General features: G+C 73.9%; 17 protein-coding genes and 1 pseudogene. 8 read left to right on the forward strand and 10 right to left on the reverse strand.

Features of this window, described 5'->3' with window-relative positions; translation table 11 throughout:
- The first annotated feature begins 1 nt into the window (after position 1).
- From nirB to ACGF4F_RS15095, 3 genes are read left to right on the forward strand one after another with little or no spacing between them, the layout of a single operon-like run.
- Positions 2–2533 (forward strand): nitrite reductase large subunit NirB, encoded by a 2532-nt coding sequence (gene nirB / locus ACGF4F_RS15085; protein WP_357438129.1) that lies wholly within the window; start codon positions 2–4, stop codon positions 2531–2533.
- Positions 2530–2946 carry a nitrite reductase small subunit NirD gene (gene nirD, locus ACGF4F_RS15090; protein ID WP_357438131.1) on the forward strand — a complete coding sequence of 139 codons (417 nt, stop codon included), beginning with the start codon at positions 2530–2532 and terminating at the stop codon, positions 2944–2946. Before nirB ends, nirD begins: the two co-directional genes overlap by 4 nt.
- Positions 2946–4034 carry a uroporphyrinogen-III synthase gene (locus ACGF4F_RS15095; protein ID WP_357438133.1) on the forward strand — a complete coding sequence of 363 codons (1089 nt, stop codon included), beginning with the start codon at positions 2946–2948 and terminating at the stop codon, positions 4032–4034. Before nirD ends, ACGF4F_RS15095 begins: the two co-directional genes overlap by 1 nt.
- A gap of 80 nt (positions 4035–4114) precedes the next feature.
- Here ACGF4F_RS15095 and ACGF4F_RS15100 read toward each other — a convergent pair whose 3' ends face one another.
- From ACGF4F_RS15100 to ACGF4F_RS15115, 4 genes are all read right to left on the reverse strand, one after another.
- Positions 4115–4738, reverse strand: a complete 624-nt coding sequence (locus ACGF4F_RS15100) for an ATP/GTP-binding protein (protein ID WP_357438135.1) — start codon at positions 4736–4738, stop codon at positions 4115–4117.
- Positions 4719–5081, reverse strand: a complete 363-nt coding sequence (locus tag ACGF4F_RS15105) for a DUF742 domain-containing protein (RefSeq protein ID WP_073834894.1) — start codon at positions 5079–5081, stop codon at positions 4719–4721. The genes ACGF4F_RS15100 and ACGF4F_RS15105 overlap by 20 nt, the downstream gene beginning before the upstream one ends.
- Positions 5082–5147: 66 nt before the next feature.
- Complete coding sequence (locus ACGF4F_RS15110) at positions 5148–5555, reverse strand: roadblock/LC7 domain-containing protein (RefSeq protein WP_073834895.1); 408 nt, start codon at positions 5553–5555, stop codon at positions 5148–5150.
- Positions 5552–8548 carry a nitrate- and nitrite sensing domain-containing protein gene (locus ACGF4F_RS15115; protein WP_357438139.1) on the reverse strand — a complete coding sequence of 999 codons (2997 nt, stop codon included), beginning with the start codon at positions 8546–8548 and terminating at the stop codon, positions 5552–5554. The genes ACGF4F_RS15110 and ACGF4F_RS15115 overlap by 4 nt, the downstream gene beginning before the upstream one ends.
- Positions 8549–8993: 445 nt before the next feature.
- On the opposite strand from ACGF4F_RS15115, the gene ACGF4F_RS15120 reads away from it, so the two are divergent.
- On the forward strand, positions 8994–10175 hold the full coding sequence (locus ACGF4F_RS15120; RefSeq protein WP_357438143.1) for an ABC transporter substrate-binding protein: 1182 nt from the start codon (positions 8994–8996) through the stop codon (positions 10173–10175).
- A 189-nt stretch (positions 10176–10364) separates the two neighbouring features.
- Here ACGF4F_RS15120 and ACGF4F_RS15125 read toward each other — a convergent pair whose 3' ends face one another.
- Both ACGF4F_RS15125 and ACGF4F_RS15130 read right to left on the reverse strand, forming a co-directional pair.
- A complete protein-coding gene (locus tag ACGF4F_RS15125; protein ID WP_357438145.1) occupies positions 10365–11195 on the reverse strand; it encodes an ABC transporter permease in 831 nt (276 codons plus the stop codon).
- Positions 11196–11296: 101 nt separating this feature from the next.
- Complete coding sequence (locus ACGF4F_RS15130) at positions 11297–12328, reverse strand: ABC transporter substrate-binding protein (RefSeq protein WP_357438148.1); 1032 nt, start codon at positions 12326–12328, stop codon at positions 11297–11299.
- 285 nt (positions 12329–12613) lie between these two features.
- Between ACGF4F_RS15130 and ACGF4F_RS15135 the strand changes: the two genes are divergently transcribed.
- The 4 genes from ACGF4F_RS15135 (at position 12614) to ACGF4F_RS15150 (ending at position 18085) form a co-directional block, all read left to right on the forward strand.
- Entirely contained in the window at positions 12614–13408 is a 795-nt protein-coding gene (locus tag ACGF4F_RS15135; protein WP_357438151.1) for an ABC transporter ATP-binding protein, read from the forward strand.
- Between the two features lie 2 nt (positions 13409–13410).
- Positions 13411–14361 (forward strand): LLM class F420-dependent oxidoreductase, encoded by a 951-nt coding sequence (locus ACGF4F_RS15140; protein WP_393077946.1) that lies wholly within the window; start codon positions 13411–13413, stop codon positions 14359–14361.
- Positions 14358–14666: a cupin gene (locus ACGF4F_RS15145; RefSeq protein ID WP_148793507.1), complete on the forward strand. Its 309-nt coding sequence runs from the start codon at positions 14358–14360 to the stop codon at positions 14664–14666. Before ACGF4F_RS15140 ends, ACGF4F_RS15145 begins: the two co-directional genes overlap by 4 nt.
- A 74-nt stretch (positions 14667–14740) precedes the next feature.
- Positions 14741–18085, forward strand: coding sequence for a hypothetical protein (locus ACGF4F_RS15150; RefSeq protein ID WP_357438153.1), 3345 nt, complete (start codon positions 14741–14743; stop codon positions 18083–18085).
- Between the two features lie 46 nt (positions 18086–18131).
- Here ACGF4F_RS15150 and ACGF4F_RS15155 read toward each other — a convergent pair.
- The 4 genes and pseudogenes from ACGF4F_RS15155 to ACGF4F_RS15170 all read right to left on the reverse strand — a co-directional run.
- Positions 18132–18416 (reverse strand): annotated as a pseudogene (locus tag ACGF4F_RS15155) (phosphomethylpyrimidine synthase ThiC); the annotation flags it as partial.
- Between the two features lie 46 nt (positions 18417–18462).
- Complete coding sequence (thiD, locus tag ACGF4F_RS15160) at positions 18463–19251, reverse strand: bifunctional hydroxymethylpyrimidine kinase/phosphomethylpyrimidine kinase (RefSeq protein WP_357438156.1); 789 nt, start codon at positions 19249–19251, stop codon at positions 18463–18465.
- On the reverse strand, positions 19248–20021 hold the full coding sequence (locus ACGF4F_RS15165) for a thiamine phosphate synthase (RefSeq protein WP_393077788.1): 774 nt from the start codon (positions 20019–20021) through the stop codon (positions 19248–19250). The genes thiD and ACGF4F_RS15165 overlap by 4 nt, the downstream gene beginning before the upstream one ends.
- The gene (locus tag ACGF4F_RS15170; protein WP_393077790.1) at positions 20018–20788 is read right to left on the reverse strand and encodes a thiazole synthase; all 771 of its coding nucleotides are present in this window, start codon (positions 20786–20788) and stop codon (positions 20018–20020) included. Before ACGF4F_RS15170 ends, ACGF4F_RS15165 begins: the two co-directional genes overlap by 4 nt.
- Positions 20789–20791 lie beyond the last annotated feature (3 nt).

Consider the following 20791-nt stretch of genomic DNA (forward strand, 5'->3'; position numbering starts at 1 on the left):
CATGCGGGGCGGCAATCTGGTGGTCGTCGGCAACGGCATGGTCGGGCAACGCTTCGTCGAGGCGTTGCGGGCCCGGGACCACGACCGGCGCTGGCGAGTGACGGTGCTCGCCGAGGAGCGGCGGCCGGCGTACGACCGGGTCCGGCTCTCGGCCTTCTTCGACGGGGTCGGCGCGGCGGAGCTGAACCTGCACACTCCCGACGAGGGGGTGGTGCTGCACCTGGACGAGCCGGCCACCGGGATCGACCGGACGCGGCGGGTGGTGACCACGGCGACCGGCAGCCACCCGTACGACGCCCTGGTGCTGGCCACCGGGTCGTACGCCTTCGTGCCGCCCGTCGGCGGCGCCGACCTGCCCGGGGTGTTCGGCTACCGGACGCTGGACGACCTGGCCGCGATCCGGGAGCACGCCCGGGGCCGGCGGACCGGGGCGGTGATCGGCGGCGGCCTGCTCGGCCTGGAGGCGGCGAACGCCCTACGCCTGCTGGGCCTGTCCACCAGCGTGGTCGAGTTCGCACCCCGGCTGATGCCGGTACAGGTGGACGAGGCAGGCGGGGCGATGCTCCGCCGTTACGTCGAGGAGCTCGGCGTCACCCCGTACCTCGGGGTGGCCACCACCGCGCTGCGCCCGGGCCCGGACGGCGCGGTCGCCACGCTGGAGCTCTCCGACGGCCGTACGGTCGACGCCGAGTTGGTCGTGGTGGCCGCCGGCATCCGGCCGCGGGACGAGCTGGCCCGGACGGCGGGCCTGCCGCTCGGGCCCCGGGGCGGGGTGCTGGTCGACGCCACCTGCCGGACGGCGGACGAACGCATCTGGGCGGTCGGCGAGTGCGCGGCGGTGGACGGCACCTGCCACGGCCTGGTCGCTCCCGGGTACGCGACCGCCGAGGTGGTCGCCGACCGTCTGCTCGGCGGGGCGGCCACCTTCCCCGGCGCGGACACCGCGACCAAGCTCAAGCTGCTCGGGGTGGACGTGGCCTCGTTCGGTGACGCGCACGGCACCACCCCGGGCTGCCTCGACGTCACCTTCACCGACCCGGCCACCCGCACGTACGCCAAGCTGGTCCTCTCCGACGACGCGCGCACGCTGCTCGGCGGCGTCCTGGTGGGCGACGCCAGCGCGTACCCGACATTGCGGGCGAGTGTCGGCGGGCCGTTGCCCGCTCCCCCGCTGGCCCTGCTGGCGCCGGCCGGCGGCGCGCCCGCCGGGGTCGGCGCGCTGCCGGCCGCGGCCCAGGTCTGCTCCTGCAACGCGGTGACCCGGGCGGACATCGACGCGGCGATCGCGGGCGGGGCGGGGGACGTGCCAGCGCTGAAGGCGTGCACCCGGGCCGGTACGAGCTGCGGTTCCTGCCTACCGATGCTCAAGCAGCTCCTCGACGCGGCCGGGGTGCGGCAGTCCACCGCGCTCTGCGAGCACTTCGACGCCAGCCGGCAGGAGCTGTTCGACATCGTCCGGGTCCGCGGCATCCGCACCTTCTCGCAGCTGATCGCCGAGCACGGGCGGGGGCGCGGCTGCGACATCTGCAAGCCGGTGGTGGCCTCGATCCTCGCCTCCCTCGGCACCGGGCACGTGCTCGACGGCGAGCAGGCGTCCCTCCAGGACACCAACGACCACTTCCTGGCCAACCTGCAACGGGACGGCAGCTACTCGGTGGTGCCCCGGATCCCGGGCGGGGAGATCACCCCGGAGAAGCTGATCGTGATCGGCGAGGTGGCCCGGGACTTCCGGCTGTACACCAAGATCACCGGCGGGCAGCGGATCGACCTGTTCGGGGCCCGGGTCGAGCAGCTCCCGCAGATCTGGCGCCGGCTGATCGACGCCGGCTTCGAGTCCGGCCACGCGTACGGCAAGGCCCTGCGCACGGTGAAGTCCTGCGTCGGTGAGACCTGGTGCCGGTACGGGGTGCAGGACTCGGTCGGGCTGGCCGTGGCGCTGGAGCTGCGCTACCGGGGACTACGCGCCCCGCACAAGCTCAAGGCGGCGGTCTCCGGCTGCGCCCGGGAGTGCGCCGAGGCGCGCGGCAAGGACTTCGGCGTCATCGCCACCGAGACGGGCTGGAACCTCTATCTCGGCGGCAACGGCGGCTTCCGGCCCCGGCACGCCGACCTGTTCGCCACCGACCTGAGCACCGACGAGCTGGTCACGCTGATCGACCGCTTCCTGATCTATTACATCCGGACCGCCGACCGGTTGCAGCGCACCGCCGCCTGGCTCGAGGCGATGGAGGGCGGGCTCGATCACCTGCGCTCGGTGCTGGTGGACGACTCGCTCGGGCTCTGCGCCGAACTGGACGCGGCGATGGCGCGGCACGTCGCGTCGTACTCGGACGAGTGGCGGGACGTGCTGGCGGACCCGGAGCGGCTGCGCCGGTTCACCTCGTTCGTCAACGCCCCCGACGTGCCCGATCCGTCCATCACGTTCACCGTCGAACGCGGCCAGCCGGTGCCCGCGCGCGGCGCACCACCGGCGGCCGGCGCCGACCGCCGCCGCCAGCCCGTGGCGCTCGGCCTTCCGGAGGTACGCCGATGAGCCAGCGCAGCGAGCGAATTGGTCCGCCCAGCCTCTTGACCTCGTCGCGACGCCGGGCGCAGCGAGGTGACGCGACCAGGAGGCTCGACTGGACGTCGGTCTGCCCGCTCGACCGGTTGGACCCCGATCGCGGGATGGCCGCGCTGGTCGACGGCGTGCAGGTGGCGCTCGTCCGGACCGGCGGCGAGCTGTACGCGGTCGACAACCTCGATCCGGTCGGCGGCGCGTACGTGATGTCCCGGGGGATCGTCGGCAGCCGCGGCGGCGTGCCGACGCTGGCCTCCCCGCTGCACAAGCAGGTCTACGACCTACGGACCGGGTGGTGCCTGGACCTCCCGGACGTGGCGCTGCGGCGACACGAGGTGCGCTGCCGGGACGGGCAGGTCGAGGTGCGGCTGCGGCAGGAGGAGTGATGCGGGAGGAACTGGCCGGCTTCACCATCGGGGTCACCGCCGACCGGCGACGCGACGAGCTGGCCGCGCTGTTGCAGCGGCGCGGCGCGCGGGTGGTGCTCGCCCCGGCCCTGCGGATCGTGCCGCTGGCCGACGACACCGACCTGCGCGAGGCCACCCGGGCCTGCCTCGACCGCCCGCCGGACGTGCTGATGGCCAACACCGGCATCGGGATGCGCGGCTGGCTGGAGGCGGCCGAGGGGTGGGGCCTGGGCGAGCCCCTGCGTGCCGCGCTCGCCCAGTCCTACGTGGTCTCCCGCGGCCCGAAGGCGACCGGCGCGATCCGGGCCGCCGGGCTGCGCGAGCACTGGTCCCCGGCCTCGGAGAGCTGCGACGAGGTGATCGACCACCTGGTCCGGCGCGGCGTGGCCGGCCAGGTCGTCGCTCTCCAACTGCACGGCGAGCGGCAGCCGGAGTGCACCGAAGCGCTGGAAGCGGCCGGTGCCACGGTGCTCGAGGTACCGGTCTACCGGTGGGCGCCGCCGACCGACCCGGCTCCGCTGCACCGGCTGATCGACCTGGTCGCGGGGCGGATGGTCGACGCGGTCACGTTCACCTCCGCCCCGGCGGCGGAGGCGCTGCTGCGGGCGGCCGGGGACCGCACCGAGACGGTGCTGGCGGCGCTGCGGGGGGACGTGCTGGCCGGTTGCGTCGGCGCGGTCACCGCCGAACCGCTGGTCCGGCGGGGGGTGCCGGTGGCCGCCCCGAGCCGGGCCCGGCTGGGCGCCCTGGTGCGGACGATCGTGGACGAGCTGCCCCGCCGGACGGTGACCGTGCGGGCCGGCGGGCACCAGCTGACGCTGCGCGGGCACGCCGCCGTGGTCGACGGGGAGTTGCGGCCGCTCGCGCCGGCCCCGATGGCGGTGCTGCGGGCGCTCGCCGCGTCGCCCGGCAAGGTGCTGTCCCGCACCGCCCTGCTGCGTACCCTGCCCCGGGGCGCGGACGAGCATGCGGTGGAGATGGCGGTCGCCCGGCTGCGGGTCGGACTGACGGCGCCCCGGGTGGTGCAGACCGTGGTCAAGCGCGGCTACCGCCTCCGCGTGGACTGACGGCAGCGGGGGCTGCCTTCGGCGCACCGACCCGGCCGAGCCGCCCGTCCGGTCCGGCTACGGACGGGACGGGCGGGCGGTCAGCCGACCGAGGCCGGGTAGCCCCGGTCGTGCTCGGCCTGCAGCCGGAGCATGGCGTGCTCGACCACGGTCACCAGCACCTGCTTGACCGACTCGCGCTGCCGGGCGTCGCACATCACCAGCGGCACGTCGGGCGAGATGGCCAGCGACTCGCGGACCTCCTCGAGCTCGTACTGCGCGGCGCCGTCGAACCGGTTCAGCGCCACCACGTACGGCAGGTTGCGGTTCTCGAAGTAGTCCAGCGGGGCGAACGCGTCGCTGATCCGCCGGGTGTCCACCAGCACCGTGGCGCCCACCGCACCCCGGATGATCTCGTCCCACATGAACCAGAAACGGGTCTGGCCCGGCGTGCCGAAGAGATACAGGATCAGGTCCTGGGCCATGGTGATCCGGCCGAAGTCCATGGCGACCGTGGTGGTCTCCTTGCCGGGCACCTTCGACGGATCGTCGATGCCCACCCCGGCCGCGGTCATCAGCGCCTCGGTGGTCAGCGGCGTGATCTCGGAGATCGCGCCGACCAGGGTGGTCTTGCCCACCCCGAAGCCACCCGCGACCACGATCTTCGCGGAGATGATCTCCCGGCTGCGGCTCGCCCCGGCGGGGTCATAGTTCGCGAAGTCCACTTAGCACCCTTCCCAGCAAGTTCATCCGCTCCTGGAACCCCGTCGCGGGAGCGGCAGTGTGTAGCGTCAGCAGGCCCTCGGCCACCAGGTCGGCGACCAGCACCCGGGTGACGCCCAGCGGCATCCGGGTGTACGCGGCGATCTCCGCGAGCGACTGCGCCCGGCCCTCGCAGACCAGCGCGATGCGGTACTTGTCGTGCCCGGCGAACCGCGCCTCGGCCGACTGTGTGGGCGTGCAGGAGAGCACCGCCTCCAACGCGATGTTCTGCAACGGCTCGGTGCGGCCGCGGGTGACCGCGTACGGTCGCACCAGCGCCCCACGCGGATCCCGCCGTGGTTCCATCTCGCGATCACCTCCCTCCGTACGGAGCCGGTCGGCTCCCGGTCACCAGGTCACATCGAACGCCGGTCAGGACCGGACAGCATCCCGCGGCAGCGGGACCAGCGCCTGGCCGACCCGCTCCACCAGCAGCGCCATCTCGTAGCCCACCTGGCCCACGTCGCAGCTCCGGGCGGCCAGCACCGCCATCGAGGAGCCGTCGCTGATCGACATGAGGAACAGGTATCCGCTGTCCATCTCGATGACCGTCTGGAGCACCCCGCCGGCGCTGAACATCCGCGCGGCGCCCTCGGTCAGACTCACCACGCCGGAGGTGATCGCGGCGAGCTGGTCGGCTCGGTCCGCCGGCAGGTCGCGGGAGGAGGCGAGCAGCAGCCCGTCCGCGGACACCGCCACCACGTGGGCGATGCCCGCCACGCTGTCGGCGAAGTTGGTGAGCAGCCAACCCATGTCCTGCATGGCCGCTGGCCTGTTCATCGGTTCGTCTCCTTGGTCGAGTTGCTGTTCAGGTCCGCGCCGGCCGTCCGCCCCCGCTGCACACCACGGTGGTAGGCCGACAGCAGACCGCGTACTTCATCCGGCGTGCGCTTGGCGCGGGACCGGCCGCCCTTCGGCTCGATGCCACCGGGAACGAGCTGGGCCTGCGGCACGCGCTTCGGCAGGCCGGAGCGGGTGATCCCGCCGGTGCTGGGCTCCGCGGCCTGGCTGGCCCGCGCCCAACCGTCGTCGGCCGCCGTCCGCCAGGCGTCCGGGTCGATCGCCGGCGGCGCGGGCGGGGGCACGGCGGCGGGCGGCGGGGTGTACGGCGGTGGCGAGGCCATCGCCGACGCCTGGGCGCCCGGGGTACGGGTCGGCAGCGGCGGCGCGGTGGCGGATCGCTTCGGGGCGGCCGGCGGGTCGTCGTCGAACCGGGGCCGGGCGAAGATCGTGGTCTCGTCCTCGCCGTGCGAGCGGAACCAGACCGCCTCCATCTCCCGGAAGATCGGCGCCTCGGTCGGGTGGGCCGCCAGTGGCGCGGCCGGGGCCGGCTTGGCGATGTCAACCGGCGGGGCCGACGCGAGCGGCTGGTACGCCGACACGGCGGGGTACGCCGGCGGCGCGGAGGTGGGGCCGGGAGGCGTGGCCGGCGCGCTGGTTGCGGCCACCTCCCCGCCCGGGGTCCGCTTCGGCAGCGGGGCGAGCGCGGGGTACCCGAGGGTGGGTCCACCCACCGCGTAGCCGGCACCGGAGACGGGGGTCGCCGGGGCGGGCGGCAGCACGGGCGGCAGCGCGCCCGTCACGCCCCCGACCTGCACGGCGGGGCCGGTGTCCCGCGCCTCGTCCAGCGACTGCCAGCGGGCAGGCGGCGTGGGGGTCCGCCACTGGTCGGTGAGCGTGGCCGTGGTGGTCCGCCCCGCGCCGGCCAGCGGTTCCGCGGCGTGGCCCACCGGATTCAGCGGGGCCTGCTCGACGGCGAGCGGCTGGCGCGGCCGGCTCAGCTGGGCCGGGCCGCGGTTCGCCGGCAGCACCACGGTGGAGTTCGGCAGGGTCACCTGGGCGACGGTGCCGCCCTCGACGTTGCGGCGCAGCTCGACCCGGATGCCGTAGCGGGCGCCGAGCCGGCTGACCACGGCCAGGCCCATCAGCCGGAACGCGGCCACGTCGACCGTGGGCGGAGCGGCCAGCCGCCGGTTCAGCGAGTCGAGCTGCTCGTCGCTGAGGCCGAGGCCGCGGTCCTCGACCTGGATCAGCACGTAGTCCCGGATCCGTCGGCCGTCCGCGACCACCGTGGTGTTCGGCGGCGAGAACCGGGTGGCGTTGTCCAGCAGCTCGGCGACCAGGCGGACCACGTCGTTGACCGCGTGCGCGGCGACCGAGATGTCGGTGTCGACGGTGCCGAACTCGATCCGGTTGTAGAGCTCCACCTCGGACTGGGCGGCCCGCAGCACGTCGACCAGGAGCGCGTCGTCCCGGCGCGGCACGGCCGAGTCGGCGCCGGCCAGCACCAGCAGGTTCTCGTCGTTGCGGCGCATCCGGGTGGCCAGGTGGTCGAGTTCGAAGAGCTGGGCCAGCCGCTTCGGGTCCTCCTCGCCCCGCTCGATCGCGTCCAGCTCGCCGATCATCCGGTCGACCAGGTTCTGCGAGCGCCGGGCCAGGTTGAGGAACATCGCCGAGACACTGGTCCGCAGCGCCGCCTGCTCGGCCGCCACCCGGACCGCTTCCCGGTGGACCACGTTGAAGGCCGCCGCCACCTGGCCGACCTCGTCGCGGTTGGTCAGCTGGATCGGGTCCCGGACCTGCTGGACGATCTCGTCCACGCCACCGTCGCCGATGGCGTTGACGTTCTGCAGCCGGTTGACCGCGTCCGGCAGGTCGTGGTTCGCCACCGCCAGGGCGCCCTCGCGCAGCCGGCGCAGCGACTCGTTCAGCGAACGGGCCAGGACCACCGCCAGGGTCACCGCGATGAACAGGGTGAGCAGGACGATCAGGCTCTCCACGACGGCCTGCCGGATGACGGCCGACAGGACCCCGTCGGCGTCGGCGAGCAGCTGGTTCTGGAGCTGGATCTCGGCCCACCGCATCAGGTCGTTGACCGCACCCATGGCGGCCGAGGCGTCGTCCCGACCGACCAGCGGGGCCTTGTTGACCGAACGGGACACGTCGTTCGCGACCCGGTCGGCGAGCTGCACCGCGTCACCGGAGACCGTGCTGTCCACCAGGGCACGCTGTGCCGGCTCGGCGGCCTGGGAGAAGGCGATCAGCGCCTCCTGCTGGGCGGTCAGGGTGCCGACGAAGGAGGAGAACTGTTCCTCGTCGATCCGGCCGGCGGCGAGCGCGGTGAAGACCACCGCCTGCTCCTCGGCGACCTCCGCCTTGGCGTGGGCGAACGCGGCCACCGCCCGCCGGGCATCGGCGATGCCCTCCGCGCCGGGCTGCTGGGCGAGGGTGTCGCCGTACGCGACCAGGTCGCCGAGGATGATGCCGTAGCGCAGGGTCGCCTTTGCCACCGGCATCTGTTGCCGGTCCAGGACCTCCTGCCGGGTGCCGTTCAGGGCGGCCAGGTGGTCGTCGATGACCTTGAGCCGGCTGCGGACCGAGGCCGGCACGTCGCCGAGCCCGATCCGCTCCTCCTGGTACGCCGCGATCCGCTCGTCGGTGCTCCGTACCCGCAGGTTGTAGTCGTCCGGCTTCTGCTCCGCCCCGGCCAGGTACGCGGCCGCCGCCATCCGCTCCTTGTGCAGGTCCTGGGCCAGCGCCGACACGTCGATCGACAGCGCGGTCAGCGACCGGATCCGGGTGGCGTCGTACGCGCCCTCGCCGATCGAGACGAGTCGGATGGTCGCCAGTGCGATGACGGCTGCCACCGGAACAACCAGGATGAGAGCGAGCTTGGAACGGATCCGCGCGTCTCGCAGCCGAGGCAGCCTCCGTCGCCGGTTCCGCTGATCGGCGTCAGTGCTCTCGGGCAGGGTCGTAGGTCCGGTGCTCACGACATCGCCTCCGTCGTTTCTTCCACGCTTGACCCGCCGACCCGTGCCTGGTGCAGCGGCCAGCGCCACGCGCGGCACGGGCGGAATTTCATCAGAAGAGATCCGACTTGGGAAGCCGCAGTGAGACAGGAAACGGTCGGCGGCGGCCCAACCCCTGATCCGGTCAACTATTACCTTCATTTCCTCAAGCCCCTGAACAGGGCATGTAACTCCAAGGTGGTCATTCGTATCTGCGCAGTAATTACCGGTTAACGGTCCGTGCCCCCAGCATGTGGGACGACCGTCCCACGCAACTCCCGGCAGCGCGCTTGACCACAGGGCCTGGCATTGGCAAGGTTTTGCAGGCTTCGCGCACACCGTACGGCAGACCAATCCCGTTTCTCCACTGAGGACGGACAAGCGGCGGTGATCGGGCCCGCGCCCACGCCGCACCTGGAGGACTGAGTTGAGCCCCATCCGCTCCGCGAGCATCGCGGCGCTCGCATCGGCCGTGCTGGCCACCACGCTCACCGGCTGCCAGTTCGGCGGGGAGCAGCAGGACATCGGCCCCATCGTCATCGCGGCGGACCTCGAACTGTCCGGCGGCTCCGCGCCGGTGGGCAAGGTGTACCAACGCGCGCTGAAACTGAAGGTGGACCAGCTGAACTCCTCCGGCGCACTCGGCGGCCGAAAGATCGAGCTCCAGGTGAAGGACAACCGCTCGGACGCCGCCGAATCCTTGCGCAACATCAACGATTTCGCCAATGACTCGCGGATCAGCGCTGTCATCATGGGCGGTTGCAACGATTGCGCGGTCGGCGCCGCCCGGACGATCGGCGAGAAGCGCATTCCCACGATCGCGCTGGCGTCCGCCAGCGCCGTCACCGAACCGGTCGCCGAGCGCAAATACGTCTTCAAGCTGGCGCCGAACGCCGGCGACAGCGCTGCCGCGCTCACCGCCGAACTGGCCCGGAAGGGCCTCCGCAAGGTGGCCGTGCTGCACAGCGCCGACCAGTCCGGCCAGGAAGGGTTGACCGCGCTGCGCCGCGAGTTCGGCAAGGCCGGCATCCGGCTGCTCCGTGCCGAGGCGGTACGGCCCACCGACACCGACGTCAGCGGCCAGGTCTCGCAACTGGTTGCGAAGAAGCCGCAGGCACTGGTCATCTGGACGTCACCGGAGCAGGCCTCGCTCGCGGCCGACAACGCCCGGGAGAACCGCTACCCCGGGTCGCTCTTCTTCGACGCCGCGGCGGCGGGCGACCTCTTCCTCGGCGCCTCGGCCAAGTCGACGGAACAGGCGACGCTGATCTTCACCCAGACCATGGTGATCGACGACGTCATCGCCACCACCCCCGCCAAGGCGGCCCGGCGACAGTGGTTCCAGGGCTACACCGCCCTTTACGGCGGCTACCACGGCATCTCCTCGTTCGCGGCCGACGCCGTGCAGCTCATCGCGGACGCCGAGCTGCGCTCCGGCAGCGCGGCCGGCAAGGTGAACCGGGACGCCCTGCGCGACGTCCTGGAGACCTCGCAGCTCGACGGCCTCTCCGGCCCGATCCGGATGACGCCGGACAACCACTCCGGGCTGATGCCGCAGGCGCTGACGACGCTGGTGGCTCGGGGTGGGCGTTGGCGGCTCGCTGGTTAGTCGCTCTGGTGGGTGTGGCCCCAGCACAACCGGCTCCGGGCGGTCAGGCTTGATCCCTCCGCCGGTTGCGCTGGGGCCACACCGTCGCTGGTTCCGCGCCGTCCGCCCCCGCTTGGTTGATCTCGGGTGTCTACGGTCGGCGTCCGGTCCACTGTCGGCGTTGTGAATCGCGTGCGTGCCTTGTGGTGGTTACCTGGCGGAGGTGGTGGCTCTGACCCAGGGGAGGGCCAGGCGCTCGAGCAGGGTGAGGGCGGAGTAGAGCACGATGCTCATCAGCGCCACCAGCACGATCGCCGCCCATGCCGTCGGGTAGTCGCCGGTGCCGTTGTACTGGATGATCTGCTGGCCCAGCCCGGGTTGGTCCGAGTAGAACTCCCCGATCACGGCGCCGATCGCGGCGAGCGGCATGGCCACCTTGAGCCCGACGAAGATCTGCGGCAGCGCGGCCGGGAAGCGCACCTTCCGGAACGCCTGCCACCACGACGCGTTGAGCGACCGGCCCAGCTCGGCGAGGTCCGCCGGAGTGGTGGTCAGCCCGGTCGCGGTGGACAGCACGATCGGGAAGAAGCAGAGCAGGAACACCATGGTCAGGATGGGTTTCTCCCCCCAGCCCACGGCGACCACGAGCAGCGGCCCGAAGGCGATCTTCGGCACCGCGTTGACCGCCACCAGCAGCGGCGCGAACATCCGCTCCACCCGGCGGGAGGCGGCCAGGGCCATGCCGATCAATACCCCGACGGCCGACGAGAGCAGAAAGCCGAGCAGGGTCATCCAGGTGGTGATCCCCAGCGCCGGCAGCAGCACGTGCGCCGACCCGGTCAGCGAGCGCCACACCGACTGCGGCGGGGGAAGCACCGCCTGGTGGATCAGGTGCAGCGAGGTGACCAGCCACCAGGCGGCCAGCGTGATCACCAGCCCGAGCGCGGGCAGCAGCACCATGGTCGGGCGTACGGCCGACCGGCGCGGGACGGGCGGGGTCTGCGCTGGCGCCCCCGGCCCTGCCTCCGTCAACTGCGTCAAGGTGTCCTCCTCTCTCGGCCGGTCAGCCGACCGGCACGCGAAGGGGGTGCGCCTCGCCGGAACCCCGGCGAGGCGCACCCCCGTAGTCCGAGCTGGCCCGGTCAGGCCTTCGGCGCGAGGTTGAAGTCGATGATCTGGTCGGGGGTCATGTTCTGCTTGAGCGCGCCCGCGCCCTGGAGCAGCGCGATGGACTTGGCCACCCGGCCACTGTCCAGGGTGCCGATCGCGGTGCCGGAGTTGCTGGACCGGACGTACGCGGCCATCAGCTCAAGCTCGGCCTTGGCCGCGGCCGGGTTGGTGGCGTCCACGTTCCTCTTCAGGATGTCCGCCGCCTCCTGCGGGTTGGCGAGGGCGTACTCGAGGCCCTTGAGCAGCGCCGCGGTGAACTTCTTGACCATCTCCGGCTTCTCCTTGGCGATCTTCGCCGAGGTGATCAGCGCGTTGCCGTAGAGGTCCTGCATGACGTTGCTGTACGGCAGCACGACCGGCGTCTTCTTGGTCACCGCCGCGACGGTCGGCTGGCCGACGACGAACTGCCCGATGCCGTCGACCGAGCCGGAGCCCAGCATGCCGATCAGCGCCTGCGCGTCATTGTTGACCCAGGTCACCTTGCTGGCGTCGATCCCGGCCAGCTTGGCGTACGTCGGGAAGAGGTTGTACACGACGGAGAACTTGGTGTCGGCGAGCCGCTTGCCCTCCAGGTCCTTCGGCGTGGCGATGTTCTTGCCCTCGACCGAGACGATGGCGGCCATGGTGCGCTGCTGGATCGCCGCCACCGCGACGAAGTCCTTGGCCTCGCCGTTGCCCATCTGGAGGATGCCGCCGGTCAGGTCGATCGGGCCGAAGTCGGCCTGGCCGCCGGTGATGGTCTGGATGACCTGGCCGGTGCCCTGGCCGGGCTTGATGTCCACGTCGAAGCCGGCCTCCTTGAAGAAGCCCTTCTCCTTCGCCACCCAGGCGTACGAGTCACGCCCGAAGTTGCCGAACGAGGTGAGGTAGGTCACCTTCTGCAGGGTGCCGCTGGCCGCGTTCTTGGTGTCCGCGGACTTGTCCGAGTCGCCGCTGCAGCCGGCGACGAGGGCGAGGGCGGTGGCCAGCGCGGCGGCGGCGACCGTACGGGTCAGCCTTCTCATTTATGCACCATGTCCTTTCCGACCAGGCCATATCTGCCTGGGCGGGTCGTGGTTCGACGGTGCCGGCCGGAGGGGACAGCCGACCGGTCCGTCGTGAGGGGACTATTCGCGCGCAACAGCGTACGAGAAGCTGGTTGACCTCAGTCGGGCGTCCGGGTTGCGGAACGGAAACGAAGTTGCCTGACGGAAAGCGGACTGCCGTCTACCCCGGACGGTGCTACGCGAAGTCGATCCCGCTACGCTTGCCCGGCTCACGTTCGCGACGTGGAAGGGAGCCGGCGGGAGATGATCCGACTGTCCGGGGTGTCCCGCACCTTCGACGGCCGCTCGGGACGGGTCGAAGCCCTGCGCGGCATCGACCTCGACGTCGCGGAAGGCGAGTTCGTCGCCATCCTCGGCCGCTCCGGTTGCGGCAAGTCGACACTGCTCCGCATGATCGCCGGCCTGCTCCCGGCCACCGCGGGCGAGATCACCGTGGCCGGGACGCCCATCACCAAGCCCCGCCGGGACATCGCCATGCTGTTCCAGCGGCCCGCGCTGCTGCCCTGGCGTTCGGTGCTGGACAACGTCCTGCTGCCGGTGGAGATCTTCGGCTGGAGCCGGACGAAGCACCGGGACCGGGCCCGCGAGCTGCTGGCGATGGCCGGGCTCGGCGGTTTCGAGAAGCGCCTGCCGCACGAACTCTCCGGCGGCATGCAGCAGCGGGTCTCGCTGTGCCGGTCGCTGATCGGCGAACCGCGCGTGATGCTCATGGACGAGCCCTTCTCGGCGCTCGACGCGCTCACCCGGGAGGAACTCTCCGGCGAACTCCAGCGGGTGCACATGGAGACGAAGGCGACCATCGTCTTCGTCACCCACTCCATCGACGAGGCGGTGCTGCTCGCCGATCGGGTGGTCGTGCTCAGCCCGCGCCCCGGCCGGATCCGCAAGGTGGTCGAGGTGGACGTCCCCCGGCCGCGCACCCTCGGCCGGCACGCGCACCTGGCCGACGTGGCCCGGATCAGCGCCGACCTGCACGAGCTGCTGATGGAGCGGGACGCGCCCGCGCAGCCGGAGCCGGCCGGGACGGCCCGGCAGTGACCATGCGGGTGTCGGTGTTCACCGAGCCGCACCGCGGAGCCAGCTACGACGACCAGCTCCGCTTCGCCCGGCGGGTGGAGGAGACCGGTTTCGAGGGCTTCTTCCGGGCCGACCACTACCGGTCGATGGGCGACGACCCGGGCCTGCCCGGCCCCACGGACGCCTGGCTGACGCTGGCCGCGCTGGCCCGGGAGACCTCCCGGATCCGGCTCGGCACGCTGGTCAGCTCGGCCACCTTCCGGCTGCCCGGGCCGCTGGCCGTGCTGGTCGCCCAGGTCGACCAGATGAGCGGCGGCCGGGTCGAGCTGGGCCTCGGCGCGGGCTGGTACGAGCGGGAGCACACCGCGTACGGCATCCCGTTCCCCCCGGTCGCGGAGCGGTTCGACCGGCTGGCCGAGCAGCTGGAGATCATCACCGGGCTGTGGCGTACCCCGGCGGGCGAGACGTTCAGCTTCGCCGGCCAGCACTACCAGCTCCTCGACGCGCCCGCGCTGCCCAAGCCGGTGCAGCGGCCCGGCCCGCCGGTGATCGTCGGTGGGCGCGGCCCCAAGCGCACCCCGGAGCTGGCCGCCCGGTACGCCGACGAGTTCAACCTGCCGTTCAAGTCCGTCGCCGAGACGGCCGCCGCATACGACCGGGTACGCGAGGCGTGCGACCGGACCGGGCGCGCCGAGTCGGGGCGGTCGCCGCTGGTGCTCTCCGCCGGGGTGGTGGTGGCCATCGGCCGTACCGACGCGCAGGCGCAGCGCCGGGCGGCGCCGCTGCACGTCAAGAGCGCCCTCCCCCCGGAGGATCCGGTGATCGGCTCCCCCGCCCAACTCGTCGACCGGCTCGGCGAGTTCGCCGCCGTCGGCGCCACCCGGGTGCACCTGCGCCTGATCGACTTCGACGACCTCGACCACCTGGAGCTCATCGCCGCCGAGGTGCTCCCCCAACTGGACGGAACCCGATGACCGACCTCTCCGCCGACCTCGAACTCGGCCCCGTGGGCCAGGAGATCGTCTTCGAGAACGACAAGGTGCGGGTCTGGCACATCCGCCTGGAGCCGGGCGAGCGGCAGCCGCTGCACCGGCACGACCACCCGTACCTGGTGGTCGCGATCCAGGGCGCGAAGAACGTGGTGCAGACCATCGACGGCACCACCATCGATGCCGACGAGCCGACCGGCGGGGTGGTCTATCGCGACCCCGGCGCCGTGCACATGCTGACCAACGTCGGCGACACCACCTACCTGGCCCGCCTCGTCGAGCTGAAGTAACCACCCCGACACCAGCGCGCCGCACCCAGAGTGGTAAGTGGCGATCGACCCCACCTGCCCGTAACGTGCCGGACATGGCCTTTCGGACGTGGGGCAGGCTGCTGCTCACGGCGCTCGTGGTGAGCTTGCTGGCCGGGGCCGGCCAGCTCGGCATCGCATACGGGTTCGGCGTCGTACGCCTCAACGGCGCGTTCATCGACGGCTCGGTCAACCGGTGGCCGGCCCAGCTCGTCTGGGTCGCCTGGTTCGCGGCGATCGCCGCGGTGACCGGCGCCGTCCTCACCGAACGGTTCGCCCGGCGGGACGGGCTGCCCGGCGGCACCAGCGAACAGCTCGCCGTCGCCGGTGCCGCCGCCCTGGGCGCGATCGTCGTCGCACCACTGTGCATGCAGCCGGCCCGCGCGGCCGAACTCGGCGGCACCATCGAGCCGGTGTGGGCGGTCGGCATCTGCGCGATCCTCGGCGCGGTGGTCGGGGCGGGCGCCGCGATCGCCGTCCTGCTCAAGCCGCCGCTGGGCTGGAACATCGCGCTTTCCGCGGGGGCCGTCTGGCTGCTCGCGCTGGTCTCCGCCGCGCCGTCGGTGGCCTCGACCGGGCCGCTGCTCAGCGTACGCCTGGGGGTCCTCGAACCGTCCTGGCTGGACCCCGCGCCGGCGCAACGCCTGGCCGCGCTGATCATGCCCACGGTGGCCCTGCTGGCCGGCGCGGCGGTCGGGGCGCTGGCCCGCCGGCGCGGGCACTCCCCGCTCGTCGGCGGGGCGGCCGGGGCGGCCGGCCCGGTCCTGCTGGCCTTCGCGTACCTAACCGCCGGCCCCGGCGTCGCGACCGACCACTACCAGCTCGCCCCCTACTACGGGGCGCTGGTCGCGGTGGCCGCCGGCGCGCTCGGCTCGGCCGCCACGACGGTGCTGCGCCGGCCGGTCGCGGAGACCGAAACCACCGCGATCGAGCCGACCGACATCCTCCAGCCCCTGCCGTCGTCGCCCGCCGGTCCCGGCGACCCGGGCTTCGCTGCGGAGCCGGCCACCGACTCCCTGGCGGCTGCCGAAGGTACGGCCGTCCAGTCGAGCCTTCGCGAGGCCGGACGGGAGCCGACCCCCCGGAGTGCCGGCGCCCCCACGCCCGCCCACTGGGACTGGCCGCGGGCCTCCGCTCTCACGCCGTCGCCCCGGCCGGCCCACCGGCTCCGGGCCGACCGGACGACCCCCGACCGCACCGGCCCGGACGACCGCACGGTTTCTGCCGAGCACACCGCGTTCGAGGACCGCCCGGCCCCGGCCGGGCCCATCGAGATCGAGGGCTCCAGCACCTCCGCCGACCGCGCCGGCGTTGGCCACCACACCGTTGCCGCCGACCACGCCGCCTCCGTTGAGCCCGCCACCCCGGCCGGCCGGAGTGGCGCCGACGAGCGCAGCTCCGCTGACGAGCCGGGTTCCCTCGCCGGGGCCGCCGCTGCCGGGCCGGAGCCGGAGGCTTCGCCGAGCCCGGCCGGCGACGCCGGCAGTGATGTGCCCGGGGCTGTGCGGGACGCCGACGACCTGACGCAGACTCTGCCGGTGCCCGGGCTGCTGCCCCCGCGGCGGCGCACCGCCGCCATCGACGTGCTCGCCGCCGGCCGCCCGGCACCGGACCAGGCGGTCAAGCCGCACGAGTCGACCGCCGCCGCCCCAGCCCCAGCCCCAGCCCAGACCCCGGCCCCGGCCCCGGCCCCGGCCCCGGCGACGCTTCCGGAGCGGGTGCCGTCGCCGGACGTCGCGGCGCTCGCGGGCGCGGCGCCGTCGCCGCGGGCCGAAACGCCGGCCGAGCCGCAGCCGGACCACAGCACGCCACTCGGGGAGGCAGCCACGACGTCGCCCACCGTTCCACCGGGCGGCGGCCGGCCCGACCACGAGGCGCCGGCGCGGGCGGACGGAGACGACTCGGCGACCCCCGCACCCGCCGCGCGACCGACTGCCGGCCGCCGGTCCCGCCGGCAACCGCCACCGGCGCCGGCCGCGGCCAAGGCGGTCCCAGCCGAAGCGGTCAGCGGCAGGCTGGCCGACGCCCAAACGGGCCCGCGAACGGGTTCGCCTGCCGTGGACGCCGCCGCGCCGGTCCAGGTCGGGCAGGAGCCGGCCGCAGCCGCGCCGGCGAACCCCTCGGCGGCGGAGGAGGCGGCCGGTGCCGGCGATCCGGGCTCGACGAGCACCCGCCCGGGCAGCCGATCCAGGCGCGGACGCAAGACCCGTACCGGCCCGGCAACCGCAACGTCCCCGGCCGGCGCGGCGAGCCCCGTCCCGGCCCCGTCGACCGGGGCGACCCCAGCCGAGGCGGCACCCAGCTCGGCGGCCTCCACCGAGGCGAAGCCGACCGAAGGCACGCCCGCCGCGGCGGCCTCGACGGAGGCGAAACCGGCCGAAGGCACGCCCGGCGCGGCGACCCCCACCGAGGCGAAGCCGGCCCAAGCGACCCGGGCCCACCGGAGGCCAGCCCGGACGGCCTCGCCCGAGGCGGCCCCGGACCGCGCGCCCCGGATCGAGGCGGACCCGGCCCAGCCGGCCCCGATCGAGGCGCCGCACGCCCGGGCGACGCCGGAGGTGCCCCCGGCCGACCCGCACCCGGCTGCGCCGGCGGTCGACGTACCGGCGCGCTCGGCGTCTCCGGCGGCGCCGCCGGCCCCCCGGGCGGCCGGCGACGTCGACCAGCTGCCCGGCGGCCGGACGCCGCTGTTCGGTGCCGAGCCGGCCGACGCCACGGCGGATCCCCAGACCAACGAGGGTGGACGCCGGACCCGGAGTTACTTCTTCTCCGACGACGAGCCTGCGGCGACCGGCCTGCCCGGGCCGGCCGACGCACCGGCGTCGCCGCGCCCGCGCTTCCCGATCTTCGAGGACGTGACGGATCGGCCGGACGAAGCCCTGCCGACCGGCCCGGTGGCAGTCCCGCCCAGCCAACCGGTCGGCCCACGGGACGGTGCCGGGCCGGGCAGCGGCGGCGGCGACCCGACCGGTGCCACCGGCAGCACGACGGGCACTCCGGACCGGACGGAGGCGCCGACCGGGGCAACCCGGATCGAGCCGATGCCGCGTCCCCGCCACCGGGCCCTGCCGGACCTGGGCCGGGACGCCCGGTGGGACGCCTTCGCCAACGCCCGGCAGGCGACCCCCGTCCTGCCGAACGCCCCGCAGGCCGGCGGCCGGCACGCCGACACCACCGGATCCCCGACCGCAGGCGAGGAGGGCGGGGAGCCGGGTGACGGACGGTCGAAGCTCCGTGGCCTGTTCCGGCGTAACCGGGCCAAGGGCACGCCGGGTGACGTGGGCCGCGAGTCCGAGTCGCTGGCGCAGGACGAGGAGTACGTCGACTGGGTCGCCGGACTCGCCTCGGACGACGGGCAGGACATCCCTACGCTACGCGGCGGCCGCCACCACCGCGACTGACCCTCCGGTCCGGGCCGGCCACCTGGCGGGTCCGGACCGGGGGCGCTCAGGCCAGCGGCAGGTAGACCCGGGAACCGGCCGAACGGAACTCGGCGGACTTGTCCTGCATGCCGCGCGCCGCGTAGTCCGCCAGTTCCTGGGTGATCTTCATGGAGCAGAACTTCGGCCCGCACATCGAGCAGAAGTGCGCGGTCTTCGCCGGCTCGGCGGGGAGCGTCGCGTCGTGGTATGACCGCGCTGTCTCCGGATCGAGCGCGAGGTTGAACTGGTCCTCCCAGCGGAACTCGAACCGGGCTCGGGACAGCGCGTCGGCCCAGGCCTGCGCCCCTCCTCGACGTAGACCTTGGGTCGTGCCAGCATGGCAGCCTCCTGTCGGCTCAAGCGGACCAGCCGAAGTGGTCCAGCGGGCCGGACCCCGCGCCCAGTTCCCAGTCCCGCGCGCCGGCCAGCGCGCGGGCGACGTACTCCTTGGCGGCGGTGACCGCGACCGGGACCGGATCGCCGGCCGCCCGCCGGACGGCGATCGCCGCCGAGAACGAGCAGCCGGTGCCGTGGGTGTGCCGGGTGGGCACCCGGGGCCCCCGCAGCAGCCTGGTCGCCCCGCCGCCGACCAGCACGTCCACCGACTCACCCGCGGCGTCCACGTCGCCGCCGGTCACCACCACGTGCGCCGGGCCGGCGGCCGCGAGGGCCTCGGCCGCCGTGACCATCTCCTCGACCGTGGTCACCGGGCGTCCGGTGAGGGCCGCGGCCTCCGCGCAGTTCGGTGTCGCCACCTCGGCGTACGGCAGCAGCCGCTGCACCGCCTCCACCACCCCGAGCGGGTGTCCACTGGTGGCGACCAGCACCGGATCGACGACGAGCCGGGGCAGTCGCCCCGCCTCCGCCGCCTCGGCGATCGCATCGGCGACCGCCGGGGTGCCGAGCATGCCGGTCTTCACCGCGCGCACGGCGAAGTCCCCGAGCACGCTGTCGAGCTGGTCCCGGACGGTCTGCGGGGGCAGCGGCAGGACGGCGTCGACGCCCCCGGTGTTCTGCGCGGTGATCGCGGTGATCACGCTGGTGCCGTACGCGCCGAGGGCGGCGAAGACCTTGAGGTCGGCCTGGATGCCCGCGCCGGCGCCGGAGTCTGATCCGGCGATGGTGAGGACTGTCCGCGGTGTCACGTCTCCCCCAGGGTGGTTGCTGTTGAGGGCTGCGGCCGACCGTGCCCACTCCGGGCGGTCAGGCTTGATCCCTCCGTGGGCACGGTCGGCCGCAGCCCCGTCGTGGAGACCTCCGTCGGGGCGTGCCAGCTTTGCGGCACGGGGGTGACTGTCTCGCGATAGTTCTCGGTCGGCCGGGTGACCGCCTCGTGGAAGCTCTCGGTCAGCGTGGCGGCCGCCACGCCGGGATCCTCGGCGCGCATGACGCCACCCAGCACCGCCACCCCGACGGCGCCCGCCTCGAGGCACGCGGTGACCTGCTCGGGCGTCTCGATGCCGCCGAGGGCCAGGGCCGGCACCGGGCTGAGCTCAATCAGGTCGGCGAGTCGCCCCGGGAGCAGGGGTGGGCCGTAGCCCGGCTTGGTTCTGGTCGCCCAGACCGGCGACAGCGTCACGTAGTCCTCTGTGGTGAGTCGGCGCAGCTCCGCCTCGTCGTGGCAGGAGCGGCCGACGAGGCCGACGACCGGCGGTGGATACGGGCCGGCGGCGGGGAGGTGGATGGCGTCGCCGTCGAGCGGGTCGGAGCCGGCGACGACCAGGGTGCCGCCCGCCTCGGCGAGGATCGCCCGCAGCTCGCCGGCGAGGGCGGCCCGCTCGGCGCGGGGCAGGTCCTGCTCCCGTAGCACCACCCAGCGCACTCCCCCGCCCACGGCCGCTGCGATCACCTCGGGCAGCGGCTTCCGCGCCACCCGCCGGTCCGTCAGCACCACCAGGCCGGACGGTGCGGTCACAGGTCCGGCCTTCCCTCGTCGGGGGTGGAGGCGAGGGCGTGGAAGCGGCGGGCGATCCGGCCCGCCCCGCACGCGAGCCGCCCGGCTTCCACCGCGTACCGCATGGCGGTGGCCATCGCCACCGGGTCGGCGGCCCGGGTGACCGCGCTGGCCAGCAGCACCGCGTCGCAGCCCAGTTCCATGGCGAGCGCGGCGTCCGAGGCGGTGCCGATGCCGGCGTCGAGGATCACCGGCACGTCGACGCTCTGCCGGATCAGCCGGATGTGGTGCGGGTTGCTCACGCCCAGGCCGGAGCCGATCGGCGCGCCGGCCGGCATCACCGCCGCGCAGCCCACGTCGGCCAGCCGCCGGGCCAGGACCGGGTCGTCCGAGGTGTAGGGCAGCACGGTGAACCCGTCCGCCACCAGCTCCTCGGCGGCGCGCAGCAGCTCCACCCCGTCGGGCAGCAGCGTGCGTTCGTCGCCGATCACCTCCAGCTTCACCCAGTCGGTGTCGAACGCCTCCCGGGCCAGCTGGGCCACCTTCACCGCCTCCGACGCGGTGTGGCAGCCGGCCGTGTTCGGCAACACCCGTACGCCGCACCGGTCGAGCAGGTCGAGCAGGCCGCCGCCGCTGCCCGGTGCGGTGTCGACCCGGCGGAGCGCCACGGTGACCAGCTCGGTGCCGGAGGCGCGGATCGCCTGCTCCAGCACGTGCAGGTTGGCCGCCCCGCCGGTACCGAGGATGAGCCGGGAGCCGAACGCGGTCCCGCCGATCTCAAGGGCCATGGC

The organism is Micromonospora sp. NPDC047740 (assembly GCF_043204735.1).
Lineage (GTDB): Bacteria > Actinomycetota > Actinomycetes > Mycobacteriales > Micromonosporaceae > Micromonospora.

Bases quoted from the DNA above. Each gene is read 5' to 3' on its own strand.
- nirB (WP_357438129.1), top strand. From the start codon at position 2: ATGCGGGGCGGCAATCTGGTGGTCGTCGGCAACGGCATGGTCGGGCAA.
- nirD (WP_357438131.1), top strand. From the start codon at position 2,530: ATGAGCCAGCGCAGCGAGCGAATTGGTCCGCCCAGCCTCTTGACCTCG.
- ACGF4F_RS15095 (WP_357438133.1), top strand. From the start codon at position 2,946: ATGCGGGAGGAACTGGCCGGCTTCACCATCGGGGTCACCGCCGACCGG.
- ACGF4F_RS15105 (WP_073834894.1), bottom strand. From the start codon at position 5,081: ATGGAACCACGGCGGGATCCGCGTGGGGCGCTGGTGCGACCGTACGCG.
- ACGF4F_RS15110 (WP_073834895.1), bottom strand. From the start codon at position 5,555: ATGAACAGGCCAGCGGCCATGCAGGACATGGGTTGGCTGCTCACCAAC.
- ACGF4F_RS15130 (WP_357438148.1), bottom strand. From the start codon at position 12,328: ATGAGAAGGCTGACCCGTACGGTCGCCGCCGCCGCGCTGGCCACCGCC.
- ACGF4F_RS15135 (WP_357438151.1), top strand. From the start codon at position 12,614: ATGATCCGACTGTCCGGGGTGTCCCGCACCTTCGACGGCCGCTCGGGA.
- ACGF4F_RS15140 (WP_393077946.1), top strand. From the start codon at position 13,411: ATGCGGGTGTCGGTGTTCACCGAGCCGCACCGCGGAGCCAGCTACGAC.
- ACGF4F_RS15145 (WP_148793507.1), top strand. From the start codon at position 14,358: ATGACCGACCTCTCCGCCGACCTCGAACTCGGCCCCGTGGGCCAGGAG.
- ACGF4F_RS15150 (WP_357438153.1), top strand. From the start codon at position 14,741: ATGGCCTTTCGGACGTGGGGCAGGCTGCTGCTCACGGCGCTCGTGGTG.
- ACGF4F_RS15170 (WP_393077790.1), bottom strand. From the start codon at position 20,788: ATGGCCCTTGAGATCGGCGGGACCGCGTTCGGCTCCCGGCTCATCCTC.